Annotated in this window: 12 protein-coding genes; 4 read left to right on the plus strand and 8 right to left on the minus strand. The window is 41.1% G+C overall.

Features of this window, described 5'->3' with window-relative positions; genetic code table 11:
* Positions 1–12 precede the first annotated feature (12 nt).
* Positions 13–411: a DUF3224 domain-containing protein gene (locus PISS_RS14750; protein ID WP_058155334.1), complete on the minus strand. Its 399-nt coding sequence runs from the start codon at positions 409–411 to the stop codon at positions 13–15.
* Between the two features lie 88 nt (positions 412–499).
* Between PISS_RS14750 and PISS_RS14755 the strand changes: the two genes are divergently transcribed.
* Complete coding sequence (locus PISS_RS14755) at positions 500–2,278, plus strand: ABC transporter transmembrane domain-containing protein (RefSeq protein WP_058155335.1); 1,779 nt, start codon at positions 500–502, stop codon at positions 2,276–2,278.
* A 14-nt stretch (positions 2,279–2,292) separates the two neighbouring features.
* Here the strand turns inward: PISS_RS14755 and PISS_RS14760 are convergent, their stop codons facing one another.
* On the minus strand, positions 2,293–2,958 hold the full coding sequence (locus tag PISS_RS14760) for a hypothetical protein (RefSeq protein WP_058155336.1): 666 nt from the start codon (positions 2,956–2,958) through the stop codon (positions 2,293–2,295).
* Between the two features lie 104 nt (positions 2,959–3,062).
* On the minus strand, positions 3,063–3,695 hold the full coding sequence (locus PISS_RS14765) for a YiaD family glycine zipper/OmpA-like lipoprotein (protein WP_058155337.1): 633 nt from the start codon (positions 3,693–3,695) through the stop codon (positions 3,063–3,065).
* Positions 3,696–3,879: 184 nt separating this feature from the next.
* Between PISS_RS14765 and chrA the strand changes: the two genes are divergently transcribed.
* Complete coding sequence (chrA, locus tag PISS_RS14770) at positions 3,880–5,031, plus strand: chromate efflux transporter (RefSeq protein ID WP_058155338.1); 1,152 nt, start codon at positions 3,880–3,882, stop codon at positions 5,029–5,031.
* Here the strand turns inward: chrA and PISS_RS14775 are convergent.
* Genes PISS_RS14775 through speA form a run of 4 tightly spaced genes read right to left on the minus strand, consistent with a single transcriptional unit; the run spans position 4,991 to position 9,999 of the window.
* Entirely contained in the window at positions 4,991–6,250 is a 1,260-nt protein-coding gene (locus PISS_RS14775; RefSeq protein ID WP_058155339.1) for a mechanosensitive ion channel family protein, read from the minus strand. The two genes, chrA and PISS_RS14775, sit on opposite strands and share 41 nt — an antisense overlap.
* Complete coding sequence (locus tag PISS_RS14780) at positions 6,247–7,167, minus strand: acetyltransferase (RefSeq protein WP_058155340.1); 921 nt, start codon at positions 7,165–7,167, stop codon at positions 6,247–6,249. Before PISS_RS14780 ends, PISS_RS14775 begins: the two co-directional genes overlap by 4 nt.
* Positions 7,168–7,185: 18 nt before the next feature.
* Positions 7,186–8,058 (minus strand): acyltransferase, encoded by an 873-nt coding sequence (locus PISS_RS14785; protein ID WP_008109502.1) that lies wholly within the window; start codon positions 8,056–8,058, stop codon positions 7,186–7,188.
* Between the two features lie 60 nt (positions 8,059–8,118).
* Positions 8,119–9,999: a biosynthetic arginine decarboxylase gene (gene speA, locus PISS_RS14790; protein WP_028834838.1), complete on the minus strand. Its 1,881-nt coding sequence runs from the start codon at positions 9,997–9,999 to the stop codon at positions 8,119–8,121.
* A 199-nt stretch (positions 10,000–10,198) separates the two neighbouring features.
* On the opposite strand from speA, the gene speE reads away from it, so the two are divergent.
* Together speE and PISS_RS14800 are read left to right on the plus strand one after the other, a co-directional pair.
* Positions 10,199–11,062 (plus strand): polyamine aminopropyltransferase, encoded by an 864-nt coding sequence (speE, locus tag PISS_RS14795; protein ID WP_013466096.1) that lies wholly within the window; start codon positions 10,199–10,201, stop codon positions 11,060–11,062.
* A 139-nt stretch (positions 11,063–11,201) separates the two neighbouring features.
* Positions 11,202–13,244 carry a glycoside hydrolase family 97 protein gene (locus PISS_RS14800; RefSeq protein ID WP_058155341.1) on the plus strand — a complete coding sequence of 681 codons (2,043 nt, stop codon included), beginning with the start codon at positions 11,202–11,204 and terminating at the stop codon, positions 13,242–13,244.
* A 41-nt stretch (positions 13,245–13,285) separates the two neighbouring features.
* Here the strand turns inward: PISS_RS14800 and envZ are convergent, their stop codons facing one another.
* The gene (envZ, locus tag PISS_RS14805; protein WP_013466098.1) at positions 13,286–14,599 is read right to left on the minus strand and encodes a two-component system sensor histidine kinase EnvZ; all 1,314 of its coding nucleotides are present in this window, start codon (positions 14,597–14,599) and stop codon (positions 13,286–13,288) included.
* Positions 14,600–14,601 lie beyond the last annotated feature (2 nt).

Here is a 14,601-nt window from a genome sequence, read left to right on the forward strand (position 1 = left end):
TCCTTGTTGAACTTATAACATGTATTCAAAATCGTAATGGTGAATCCCTTGCTCAATCCGTATTTTCATACTGCCTGTTAATCCTGCGAGCTCATCAGTGCCTGATTCGGGTACCACTTTTAAAATCAAGCTATCTTGGCCTTTATCCATGGTGCCAAAATGCTGCAGTACAAAACCACCTTGCAAACCATCAAGTTCGCCTATTACTTGTTCAATAGCCACATAACCGGCACTGCCTTGGGTGGGGGTCATGGCGCTGAGCATTTCACCTTGGCTAGTTGCGGTTAGGCCGCCAGTAAATTGTTTATCAATCGACATACGACCTAAATTAACGCCTTGCTGCCCGTGTGCATACCCCTCTATAGGCGCTAATGTAACGGTAAACTCGCCTGTTACCTGTTTAGTTGTCATAATTTTTCCTTATTGATGATTTTTAATACTATTGATTTTTAATCTATTGATGCCATATCTATACCTTAATCATCAATAAGAATCTACTATGCCTACAGACAAGCCTGCTTCAGATAAAGCCGCCTTTAGCGCTTTATTCCCTATATTCAATTTTATTAAGCCTTATAAATGGGTAGTTTTAGGGGCTTTAGTGGCGTTACTTGCCACCGCAGGAGTTAACTTATCGCTAGGGCAAGGCGTTAAATTTGTGATTGATCATGGCTTTATTGCCGGTTCTCAAGCGCAATTACAACAAGCTGTTTTAGTATTAATTGGCTTGATCAGTTTATTGGCAGTAGGCACATTCAGCCGATTTTATTTAATGTCGTGGATTGGCGAACGAGTCAGTAACGACATTCGAAAAGCCGTGTTTAATCGTATTGTTACCTTGCACCCGAGTTACTTTGAAGAAAATCGTAGCGGCGAGCTGATGTCGCGTTTAACCACCGACACCACATTACTACAATCTATTATTGGCTCGTCATTTTCTATGGCACTGCGAAGCGCGCTAATGTTAGTCGGTGGTTTAATTATGCTGCTTGTTACTAATTTAAAGCTTACCTTGGTCGTTGTGGCCTGCGTCCCTTTAGTACTGGTGCCTATGATAGTGTTTGGTAAAAGGGTGCGTAAACTCGCCAGTTCTAGCCAAGATGCTATTGCCGATATAAGCACCTACGCGGGTGAGATCATTCAAAACATAAAAGTGGTACAAAGTTATAGCCACGAACAACAAGAACAATCTGCTTTTGCGCTTGAAACCGAAAAGGCCTTTAATGTGGCTAAAAGCCGAATTAAACAACGTTCGTTTTTAATTGCAGCTGTTATTTTTCTTACCTTTAGTGCTATTAGTGCCATGCTCTGGGTAGGCGGTAGTGATGTGTTAGCAGGCACTATGACGGGCGGTGAACTCGGTGCTTTTGTGTTTTATGCCATTATGGTGGCCATGTCGGTAGCGACCGTTGCAGAGGTTTATGGTGAACTACAGCGCGCCGCAGGAGCCGCAGCAAGATTGCTCGAACTGCTCGCCGTTGAAAGTAAAATACAAAACCCCGAAATTCCACAAGATGATGAGTTACATGCAACAACCAGCAACAGTGCAATTTCACTTGAAGGTATTAGTTTTAATTACCCTTCTCGCCCAGATGTAAGCGCATTAAATAATATCAGCTTAAATATTGAAACAGGTAAAACTGTGGCTATTGTTGGCCCTTCCGGTGCGGGTAAAACTACCTTATTTGAACTATTGCAGCGCTTTTACGATCCAGCCAGCGGAGCGATTAAGTTTCATAATATAGATATTAAAGAGTTGTCGTTAAACACCTTACGCAACAAAATGGGCATGGTGGCACAAAACCCAATTTTATTTAGCTCTGATGTCATGCATAACATTCGCTATGGCAACCCAAGCGCCAGTGACGAGCAAGTTTATGCGGCCGCCAAACATGCACATGCTGATGAATTTATAAAACAGTTACCACAAGGCTATAACAGCTTTTTAGGTGAGCAAGGTGTTAGGCTTTCGGGTGGGCAAAAGCAGCGTATTGTACTTGCCCGCGCCATTTTAAAAGATCCCGAAATACTGCTACTCGATGAAGCTACCAGCGCACTTGATGCGCAAAGTGAGCATCATGTTCAGGCCGCACTTGAGCACTTAATGCAAAATAGAACAACGCTGATTATTGCCCATAGACTAGCCACGGTAAAACACGCCGATATGATTGTGGTAATGGAAAATGGCGAAATAAAAGCCACAGGCACTCATCAGCAATTAATGGCAAGCAACCCTTTGTATCAAAAGCTATGTGAATTACAGTTTAATCTAGATTGATTGCAATTTAGTCGCTACTTTTTATCAAGCCATTTATTCATTGCGGTATCGTAAGCCTCAGTTAGCTTGGTTTTATCGCACTTTGCACCAACAATATAACTATCTGGCAAGTCATTTTTTGACATAACCCCAGCACCAACGGATACCTTTTTAAAACAGCTATCACCTCGTCGGTAAGTGGTAAATTGCATATTTTGCTGCTCTATTTTTAATAGCGGCTTCACCTTCCCTGCATGCTCTTTTGGGACGGTAATGCGCTTTTTCTGAGGGTCATTCTTTGCAGTATCAGAATAGCCAGTTTGTTGCTGTAAAATACTATTGAGCCCTTTTTTCAGGTCGATCTTTTTATAAGACGTTGCGGTTACAGGGTGGGTGTTTATGGAGGTGGTACTTACCGGCTCAGTCGTCTCCTTTGTTTTTTTATTAGTCGCATTTAGTGGTTTTGATTGGGTTGCATTAACAGGCTTGGTTGGGGTTATTTCTGTATTAACATTTTTATTAGCGCTTTGCTGAGTGGCTTGTTGCGTTACTTTAGTTTTGGCAGGCACATTCACCATATACGCTTTAATTGGCGTTAATTGCGGCTGTTTAATTTTAGGGGCTTTTAAGGTAGTTAAAAAAAACAAAACTAACCCATGTAAACATACCGATAAAATAATTGCTGTACGCCAATTTGTCATAAACATGTCCCTATGAAGAACTCCTTATGACAACTAACTTATTTAAAAGTGCCCTTTAAATAAGTACACAAACCGCGCGCAAACGCGGTTTGTAACTACAAAAGCTAACCTTGAGTGTTTGGTACAATTTGAATTTCTACTCGGCGATTTTGCGCACGACCATTCGTGGTATCGTTAGTCGCTATTGGGCGTGATTCGCCATAGCCACTCGTGCTTACTCGTGCCGCCATAATTTGCTGGTTCACTAAGTAGTTTTTTACACTTTGTGCACGCTGCTCTGAAAGAGTCATGTTGTAACTGTCTTTGCCCGTGCTGTCGGTGTGACCTTCAACACTTAAGTAGGTTTTTTCGTATTTATTCATTACACTTGCTATCGCATTTAGAGTGTCATGAAAGCCCGATGAAATATAAGATTGATCAGTCGCAAACGTAATATTAGAGGGCATCACTAAGCGTAAGTTATCGCCTTCACGAACCACTTCAACTCCCGAACCCGCTAACTCATCACGAAAAGCAGCTTCTTGTTTATCCATGTAATCACCTACAGCAGCACCCGCTAGCGCACCAATAGCTGCACCAATAAAAATACGCTTATCTTTATGATTACCTGTAGCTTTACCTAAAATACCACCCGCGGCTGCACCAATAGCGGCACCTTTACCTGTGTTATTCATTTCACAGCCAGAAAGTAATACAGCAACGACAGTGACACTTAAAAGTGATTTAGTTAACATCATGGTAATTTCCTATTCATTTAGAATTTATTATTGCGATTATGCAAATATATGTATGAACCAACAATGAAGAATAACGTATAAGCGTTGATATTGCCTATCAAATAAGGAAGTAGTGATAGCGTTTCATAATAATGTCATACTTGTTTGTGACAATTTTATGATTTATCAAAAGGCGATGGACACTATGTTAATTGCGATTTTTAGGCAGTTTTTTTTGCTTGGCTGCATGAGCTTTGGCGGCCCTGCCGCGCATTTAGGTTACTTTAAGCACCACTTTGTTGATTCGCTTCGCTGGTTAAGTACAGCGCGTTACGCGCAGCTAATTAGCTTAAGTCAAGCTCTGCCAGGCCCTGGTTCAAGTCAGGTTAGCTTTGCTATTGGCGTAGAACGTGCGGGTGTACTCGGTGGTATCGCTGCGTTTATAGGCTTTACCCTGCCTTCGTTTTTGATCATGGTGCTAATTGCAATAAGTGCACATCAGTTTGATGCTGTTTATTTTGCTATTATTGCAGGTTTGAAACTATTTGCCGTGGTTATTGTTGCTGATGCGACCCTTAGTATGGCGAAGAGCTTTTGCACCAGTGCGGTACTTAAACTTCTGGCAATAATGAGTACTTTAGCACTGATTTTATTTCCTATGTTGGGCACTCAAATCGCCATTTTAGTAACCGCTGCCATTATCGGTGCTTTATGGCCTTTACTTAACTTAGCCAAATCTACAGAAAATGTTAGCAGAGAAAAAACCAACATCAATTGGATTGCTTTTGGCTTATTTGCACTACTACTTGCAATCAGCTTTATCCCACTTGGCGAAAACGCTGCGTTATTCGCGCCTTTTTACCAAGCAGGTGCCATGGTATTTGGTGGTGGACACGTTGTATTACCTGTTTTGCAAGCGGGAGTTCCAACGCTGAGTAATGATCAATTCTTAACTGCGTACGCCAGTGCCCAAGCCGTTCCTGGCCCAATGTTTACTATAGCCACCTACTTGGGGGCACAATTGAACTCTGCACAACCATTAGTGGGTGCGCTAATCGCAACATTATTGATATTTTCACCCGGTTTTTTACTGATGCTGGCGTTTCAAAAAAGCTGGATAAACTTGGCCAGTAATCCTCGCTTTGCCAGCTCAATTGCAGCGCTTAATGCTGCTGTAGTTGGCTTTTTGGCAGCTGTATTATATTCACCCATTTGGACTTCTGCCGTAAGCAATATTTGGCAAATTGCATTAGTGATTGCTGCGTTTGCATGGTTACGTATTAAAAAGCCACCTATTTGGTGGCTATTGTTATTGTTTATTGGTGTTGGCCTTGGACAGCATTATTGGGCACTTTAATGCTGGGTTTACCTGCCATATTGGCCCCGTCAGCTGGGCTTAATTGCCCACTGACACTTTGATAAGCGCGCAGCCCAAACACAGGTAATACGGCCAGTAAATGGTCCATAATTTCAGCTTGTAAGTGCTCGTACGATATCCAACGTTTGTCTTCACTGAAGCAGTAAAACTCAATCGGTAAGCCATGATTAAGCGGTTGTAGTTCACGCACCATAAGTGTGAGCGAGGTATTGATTTTACTGTGTTGTTTTAAGTAACCCTCTGCATAGCGACGAAATAGCCCTAAGTTCGACACCGGATCGGGAAGGGTGCCTAGTCGAATATATTCTTGCAGTGGTATAGCCGCTTCTATTTGTGTTTTAAAGTCACCATTAACCAAGAAAATGCTATTCATATCTATGTTTAAAGAACGCTTGATGCGTCGCCCACCAGATTCTTGCATACCGCGCCAATTTTTAAATGAACCGGCCACCAGCATATAAGTAGGGATGGTCGTTATGGTGTTATCCCAGTTACGCACTTTTACAGTATTAAGTCCTAAATCAATTACTTCGCCATCGGCGCCGTAGTTATCTACTTGGATCCAGTCCCCATAGGTCACCAAACGATTAGCGGCAATTTGAATGCTGGCGACAAAACCTAATATGGTGTCTTTAAATACTAATAAAGTAACAGCGGCAATAGCACCAAAACCAGAGAGAATATAAGTCGGCGATTTTTCAAGCACAATACTAACAATTAATATTGAACACACAATAAAGGTGATCAGCTTAACCACTTGAATTAAGCCTTGAATAGGTACTTCGCGAGCAAAATCTAATTGGTTATAAATAGCGCCAGCAATGCTCACTATGCTGCTAATAATAAAACCAATATAAATAATTAATAATGCTTGGCCAATGGTTTTAAGGATCTCTTGAGCAATTGCATTAACCGGATAAACACTATCAAATGTGGCTAAAAAAAGTACACAACATAACAAGCAAGCAATTCGTTTATTCAGCTTAGTTAACATAGGTGACAATGAACCAATACGCTCAGGAGAGAGTTTAGTCACCACCTTTTGAATACCCGGTAACATCAAGCGACGAGTAAATAAGTAAACAAATAATAACGAAAGGATGCCAATTGATGAGGCGGTGATTGCGCTGAGAAAAAAAGCATCGGGGACTTTTTCAAACCAAGGAGTAATTAGCTCCTGTAGGTGTGTTTTGCTCATGGTATTTCAATTTCCTTACTGGGTGTTAATTCAGTACTAGCTTGCTGAATATGAATAGCGCTTAATTGCTTATCTTTTACTGTCCATAAGTTATTTAAGTATTGCTGAAACTGGGCCCTGAATGCCTTATCGGTTTGGTAACTGCCAATCATCTGTGTATTTATTGGCATAACCTCAATAGTAATATGAATAGACTCCAGCTCGCCTTTTAAAATATTACGACACACATGATCTGACTGACCGCTATACACTAAACTGGTGTTAAGCATAGCGTCAAACTGCTCGTTTAAAACCTCTAAGGCAAAAGCAGTTCCACCAGCCTTAGGCTTTAATAAATGCTGAAAAGGGCTTTGTTGATGCAGGTGCTTTTGCGCAGTAAAACGCGTACCTTCTACAAAGTTAACTATGGTTGTAGGATGATGACGAAAGTTACGGCAACTGCGCTTAGTACGCTCGACATCTAAGCCTTTTAAATTCGGATTTTTAGCCAATTGCGCTTTGGTCACTCGTTTCATAAAGGGCATACCCATCGCCCACGCACCAGTGCCAATAAATGGCACGTATTTAAGCTCATCTTTTAAAAAAAACTTAGGGGCTGGCAATGCATCCAACGAGCTCAATACCGCAATATCAAGCCAACTAATATGATTACTGATTAGCAAATACCAACTGTTGGCGTTTACCTCCCCACTAATATTAACTTTAATATTATTACAGCCTAACCACAGCCCTAAGCGGTTACCTTTACACCACCCTTTATACGCACTGTGTAATAATTTACTCACTACAGGTATGGGCAGCACTAATTTAACTAACCCTAGGGTAAGCACTAATGCGCCAAATATTATTAAATTAGCAAATAAAACACAGCCAACAATTAAGCCATTTAACCAATTAGGTAACCATTTTTTTAGCATAACTGTCAGCTCATTTTGTTATTTTTGTTTGAGATTAACCAACGTCTGGTTTTTTTCTTCCCACACGCGGTTTAATTCACTTTGAAAGCGTACTCTAAAGTCAGGATCATTAGTGTAATCACCAATTAAGTCGTCACTAACGCCTTTTACTTCAACATGTACATCAATGTGTTTTACTTTACCGGCTGCAAAATCCATAAAGGTAGGAATGCCCTCAGGGTAATGAATAGTGACATTTACCACTTTAGAAATTTGCTCACCCATGGCTTGCATTACAAACGCCACACCACCCGCTTTCGGTTTAAGTAAGTGAGGAAACGGGCTATTTTGACGCGCATGCTTTTGCGCTGTAAAACGCGTCCCTTCAACAAAGTTAACCACACTGACTGGCATTTCTTTAAATTTTTCACAGGCTTTACGGGTGGTTTCTAAATCTTTACCACGCAATTTAGGATTCTTTTTTAATTGGCTTTTACTGGTACGGGTCATAAAAGGAAAGTCGAGTGCCCACCAACACAAACCTAAAACAGGTACGTAAATAAGCTCTTTTTTCAAAAAGAAGTTCAAAAAAGGTATTTTTCGGTTAAACACCCGCTGTAACACTAAAATATCCACCCAGCTTTGATGGTTCGCAATAACTAGGTACCAATCTTTTAATTTAAGCTCTTCAAGGCCAATAACATTAAGTTTAGTTGGCGTTAATAACGTCTGATTTAACGTGTTGAAGGTCACCCAAATAGAGGCACATTGCTTGGCCGTCCAGCTCATTAATTTTTGTAGTGGTTTGATTGGGATTAACTTAACGATGCCACAAATAAAAATAGGCACAAACCAAAAAAGAGTGTTTATTGTATAAAAGAAAATACTAAATACACTACGAATAACTGACATTACTTCTATTCCTTTAAACATCGCGCAGCCACTAAGACCGCGCTTAACTATGCAACTAAATTAATCTTCAAAATAGGTGTAGCCCTCAAGCCCTGCATTGAGCTCGGCTAGGTACCCTTCTTTACAGTGTTCTGATACATCAAGTTTATTAATTTGAGTGGCAAAGTTATCAGCTAATAACTCGCTATCATAATCAACAAATTTTAATACATCCTTAACGCTGTCACCTTTAATGGCATTGGTTAATACATATCCTTGCTCATTAAGCTCAACATGGACTGAGTCGGTATCACCAAATAGGTTATGTAAGTCACCTAAAATCTCTTGGTATGCCCCCACCATAAACATGGCAATATGATACTGCTGACCTTGTGTATATTCAGGGATAGGTAAACTTGTTTCAATACCCGCACCTTCAACGTACTCTCGTATTTGCCCGTCAGAATCACAAGTAATGTCTTGGATAATCGCGCGCTGAGTAAGCGGCTGCGTTAGGTTTTCGATGGGCATGACCGGAAATAACTGCTGAATACCCCATACATCAGGTAATGACTGAAACAATGAAAAATTCACAAACAGTTTATCGGCTAGCTTTTCGTTTAAATCATCCAGCACTTCGCGATGAGCACGTGCGTTAACGCTTAACGATGCACGAACTCGGTGTAAAATCGTAAAGTAAAGCTGCTCTATTTTCGCCCACTCTAGCATGCTCACTAAACCATGCACGTATTGATCGTGTGCTTCGCTAAATAAGTGCATAGCATCATGATATATTTCAAGTGCCATACGTGGGTTCAAACGTTGTAAGCATTGCCACATTTCATCTAGCACTAATGCGCTGTTTTCCAGTGGCGGTTCTGGGTTTAAATGATTCGGTGCTTTTTCTACATCAATGACATCGGTGATCAACACTGCATGATGAGCCGTTAATGCACGGCCAGATTCGGTAATAATAGCAGGGTGCGTTAAGTTATGCTGATCGCACACATCGGCAAATGCATTCACTACATTACGCGCGTATTCTTCGACCGTGTAGTTCATTGAGCAGGCACTGCGTGAGCCTGAGCCTTCGTAGTCAACGCCAAGCCCGCCACCCACATCAACCGTATTTAGCGGTACACCGTATTGAGTTAATTCAGCAAAATGGCGAGCACATTCGCGCAAGGCACGATGAATATCACGAATATTGGCGATTTGAGAACCAATATGAAAATGCACCATTTGCATTAAATGCAACTTGTTATGTTGCTTAAGTACTTCCACTGCACTGAGTACTTGCCCTGCGGTTAAACCAAACTTACCTTTTTCACCACCGGTATTTTGCCATTTACCTTTGCCAACCGAATTTAAGCGAATACGAATTCCAATAGCCGGTTCAATGCCTAAATTATCAATTTCTTCAAGCAATGTGGTTAGCTCTGAGAGTTTTTCAACCACAATTTTAACGCTGTGTCCCATTGCTTGACCAATACAGGCTAAACGTAAAAACTCACTGTCTTTGTAGCCGTTGCATACAATTGTAATAGGCTCTTTCGCCACCCCTAAAATGGCCATTAGTTCAGGCTTAGAACCGGCTTCAAGTCCCACTAAGCCACTTGGGTGAGCTAATAACTTACTAACAACAGAGCGCTGCTGGTTTACTTTAATAGGATAAACACAGGTGTATTTGCCGTTATATTCGCGGTTAGTGCGCGCTTGAGTAAAGGCATTGGTGAGCGTATCTACACGATTTTTTAAAATATCAGTAAAGCGCACCAGTACGGGCAATGTTAACCCTTGCTGCTTAAATTGCTCAGTAAGCTGACTTAAAGAAATGGCAGGTTTTGTTTGGTCGCCATCAGGATAGGCTATCAACTCACCTTGTGCGTTAATATCAAAATAACCATCGCTCCAATGAGCAACATTGTATGTAGCACGTGCTGTTTCTAAACCCCAAGTCATGGCAACTCTTCTTTATTAAATTAGGTGTAAAGGGGCATTTTAATACGTCACTATCTGCTAAGCTAACAAAAATTGAACTTTCCCCTCTTTATAGCTAACTTTATTCGCTAAAGAGAGTAAAATTTGATTGAGCAATAGGCCAAGCACTGGCAGAATTGCCTCCTTTTTTTCATACTCAACCAAAAGTGTAACAACAACTATGGCAAATTTAGATCAAAGTAAGTGGTTTACTGAAATTAGCGACCGCGATGGCAGCGCATTTTCATTACGTATTAACAAAAAGTTAGATGAAAAACAGTCTCCTTTTCAAAAAGTAGAAATGTTTGAAACCACAGACTTTGGTAATTTAATGATCATTGATGGTTGTACTATGGTAAGTAGCCGTGAAAACTTTTTTTACCACGAAATGATCAGCCACCCAGCATTACTGGCACATCCAAACCCAAAAAACGTAGTTATTATTGGTGGCGGCGATTGCGGTACGTTACGTGAAGTGCTCAAGCACCCAAGCGTAGAAACTGTAACTCAAATAGATATTGACGAAGTGGTTACCCAAATGTCGTTAAAGTACTTCCCAGAGTTATGTGAATCAAATAATGACCCACGTGCTACTGTGATGTTTGACGATGGCATTAAATACATGCGCGAAGCAGCTGGTGAGTCTATTGATGTAGTGATTGTTGATGGTACTGATCCGGTAGGCCCAGGTGAAGGTTTATTTAACCATGCGTTTTATACTAGCTGTTTAAACGCACTTCGCCCTGGTGGAATACTGGTACAACAAAGTGAATCGCCATTAATGCATATGCCACTGTTGGTTGAAATGCGCGAAGCTATGCTAAGTGTTGGTTTTAACGATTTACAAACACTCCCATTCCCACAACCTATTTACCCAAGTGGGTTATGGTCAGTGACGCTAGCTCGCAAATCTGAGGCATTTAATGGCTTTAGAGAAGACGGCGCAGCAACAATTGCACAGCATAGTGAATACTACAATGGCGGCATTCATCACGGTGCACTCGCAACACCTAATTACATGAAACGCGCTTTTGATAAAAAATAATAAGTTATAAATATAAAACAGGGCTCGCTAGAGCCCTTTTTTATGTGTTTAATTACACTGAATACGTTTGCAGTCATCTCGTAATAACCCCACCTTCACTTTATGCTCATAGTCTACAATTTGACATAAAGGACACACAATGAGATTACCTTTACTGCTAGTTGCTTTACTTTCAAGCAGCGCTTTTGCAAAAGAAGCCATGCTGGAATCGCCTGATCAAAAAATTAAAATCACCATATCTGATCAATCTTCATCTCCTTACTATTCTATTAGCTTTAACGGTAAACCTGTTATTACGCAGTCACATTTAGGTTTTAGATTTAAAAGCCAAGCGCCATTTGATGAAGGTTTTGTTATTAGTGAAGTAACTCGCTCACAAACAGATAGTCAATGGCAGCAACCTTGGGGAGAGCGTCAAACCGTTGTCGACAAGCACAATGAAATTGCCGTTACCTTTAATAAACCCGCACCCCACGGTGGCACATACACAGTGCGATTTAAAGCCTTTGATAGCGGTGTGGGATTTCGCTATGAAGTCCCTAAACAAGCCGGTTTTGAAAAAACAGAAATTACTAAAGAGCTGACCGAGTTTGCCATCGCCGGTGCCGATAAAGCCACTGCATGGTGGATACCTGCTCGCGGTTGGAATCGTTACGAATATGTCTACAACACCACAGCCTTACAAGATGCTGCACTCGCTCACACCCCTTTTACTTTTAAAAATGGCAACGGCGTGCATGTCAGTATTCATGAAGCAGCCCTAGTCGATTATGCGGGCATGGTGCTTAACCAACGTCGCCCAGGCACTTTTAGCGCCGATTTAACGCCATGGTCAGATGGTATAGCAGTCAAAAAGCACGGTGCATTTAATACGCCTTGGCGCACCATTCAAATTGGCGAACATGCGGTAGACTTAGTTAATTCAGATATTATTTTAAATCTAAATGAGCCAAATAAGCTCGGTGATGTGTCCTGGGTTAAACCAGGCAAATACGTAGGTATTTGGTGGGGCATGCACATCAATGAAAATACTTGGGGTAGTGGCGAAAAACACGGTGCTACCACAAAAAATACTAAATACTACATGGACTTTGCCGCAAAATACGGCTTTGATGGTGTATTAGTTGAAGGTTGGAACACTGGTTGGGATGGCGACTGGTTTTTTAATGGCGATGTATTTAGCTTTACCCAAGCATATGATGACTTTGATATTGAGGAGCTTACCCGCTACGGTAAGCAAAAAGGGGTGCAGTTAATTGGCCATCATGAAACCTCAGGTAACGTAACAAATTATCGTAATCAAATGGAAGACGCTTTTGCGCTTTACGAGCAATCAAATGTAAGCCAAATTAAAACCGGTTATGTGGCCGATGGTGGCAATATTAAACGCATTGATGAAAACGGCATTGCCCGTTTTGAGTGGCATGACGGCCAATTTATGGTTAATGAGTACTTATACAACGTTAAGCTAGCTGCAAAACATAAAATAAGTATTAATACTCATGAGCCAATAAAAGACACCGGCCTTCGCCGAACTTACCCTAATTGGATTGCTCGTGAAGGCGCTCGTGGCCAAGAATTTAACGCATGGGGCACACCACCCAATCCACCAGAGCACATTCCAATGCTTGCTTTTACGCGTATGCTTGCAGGCCCAATGGACTTTACGCCAGGTATTTTTGACATGAGTTTTAATGGCTTAGGTGGCGATACAAACCGTCCGCAAACAACACTTGCAAAGCAATTAGCACTTTATGTTGTAATGTACAGCCCAATTCAAATGGCGGCTGATTTACCTAAAAATTATTTAGCTAAGCCCGATGCTTTTCAATTTATTCAAGACGTACCGACCGATTGGCAACAAAGTATTGCGCTTGATGGAGAAGTAGGCGACTTTATTGTATTTGCACGAAAAGAACGTAAACGCGATCAGTACACTGGTAATGACTGGTACTTAGGCGCTGTAACTGATGAAAACGCCCGCACCATTGAGGTTAAACTCGACTTCTTAGATAAAGATAAACAGTTTGAAGCGCAAATCTACAAAGATGGTGATAAGGCAGAGTGGAAGAACAACCCTTACGATTTAAAAATCGAAAAACGCACTGTTACCGCAAATGATAAACTCACACTAAAATTGGCCACCAGTGGTGGTACAGCCATTCGTTTTAAAGCACTATAAAATGGTTAAAGCTATCCGCATATAACGGCGGATAGCTTTATTTAGTTTTGATTAACCACTTTAACCGGTAAATATATTTGCGCACTTAAACCACCTTCAGGGCGATTAGAGAGCACAACCTTGCCATTATGCATGTCTATAATGCGTTTAATAATAGCTAAGCCTAAACCACTGCCTTCACTGCCTCGTGCAGCGTCACCTTGCTTAAATGGTTCGAACACTGATTCTAATTCACTCTCAGGAATACCTGGGCCATTATCGTTAACCGCAATAATGACGTACTTTTTATTGCTATTAAAATAACTTTGCACCTCAATATCCCCTTGCGAGTAACGCAGTGCATTTTCAATCATATTCGTCACTACTCGCTTAATAGCCACTGAGCTGATGGGAATATTACCTAGGTTAGGATTGCTTTCAAACGTGATAACACGTTGATGCTTTAATTCACTTTGTACGACTTCGGCTACCAACGCATTGATATCTTCATAGCTTTGTTCTTCACGTTTATGATGACGTAAATATTCAATAAACTGATCAATAATGCCATTCATATCTTCAATGTCGTAAATAATACCTTCGCGTAAATAATCATCTTCATCAACCATCATTTCTGTGGCTAAGCGTATACGGGTAAGCGGTGTGCGTAAGTCGTGAGAGACACCGGCCATGAGTAATCGACGATCATTTTCAAGGGCTGCAATACCTCGCGACATTTGATTAAAAGCCCGCGTTACCTCAATAACTTCACTTGAGCCTTGTTCTTGTAACTTAGTACTAAAATCACCAACGCCTACTTTTATTGCCGCTTGTTGCAGTGCTTTTAATGGTCGGTTCAAATGTCTTGCAAATAGCCACCCGCCTAATACACTTAAAAAGCCTATACTGGATAAGTAAAAAGTTAAAAATTCAAGATTACTTTCTTTAAATCCGGTTAAGGGAACTTTAACCCAATAGCCCGGTGCTTGCGGGGCTTCCACCCAATAAATAAGTGGATCGGTTTGACTAATGCGTACCCGAGAAAACCCATTCAACTGCTCTGACATACTTCGCGATAGCCCTGAATACTCACGACTTTGCCCTAAGCCATTGCGCATCGCTTCACGCTGAGTCATCACCTCAATACCGGTTATTTCAAAAAACTTTTCTGAAACTTCATCGGTTACTTCAACACCATCTTCCCAGTCAATAAATACAGTTTTAATTTGCTTAGCGAGCATCAAATTAACTTGCTCAATAGTGGGTTTAACAACATATAAACTTACTGTGACGTAGGATACAATTTGGTTAATCAGCAACAAAGCTGCTACTAAAAAAACAGTTTGCCCAAACGCACTACGTGGAAACATCCCCATAA

Source organism: Pseudoalteromonas issachenkonii (genome assembly GCF_002310795.1).
Classification (GTDB): domain Bacteria; phylum Pseudomonadota; class Gammaproteobacteria; order Enterobacterales; family Alteromonadaceae; genus Pseudoalteromonas; species Pseudoalteromonas tetraodonis.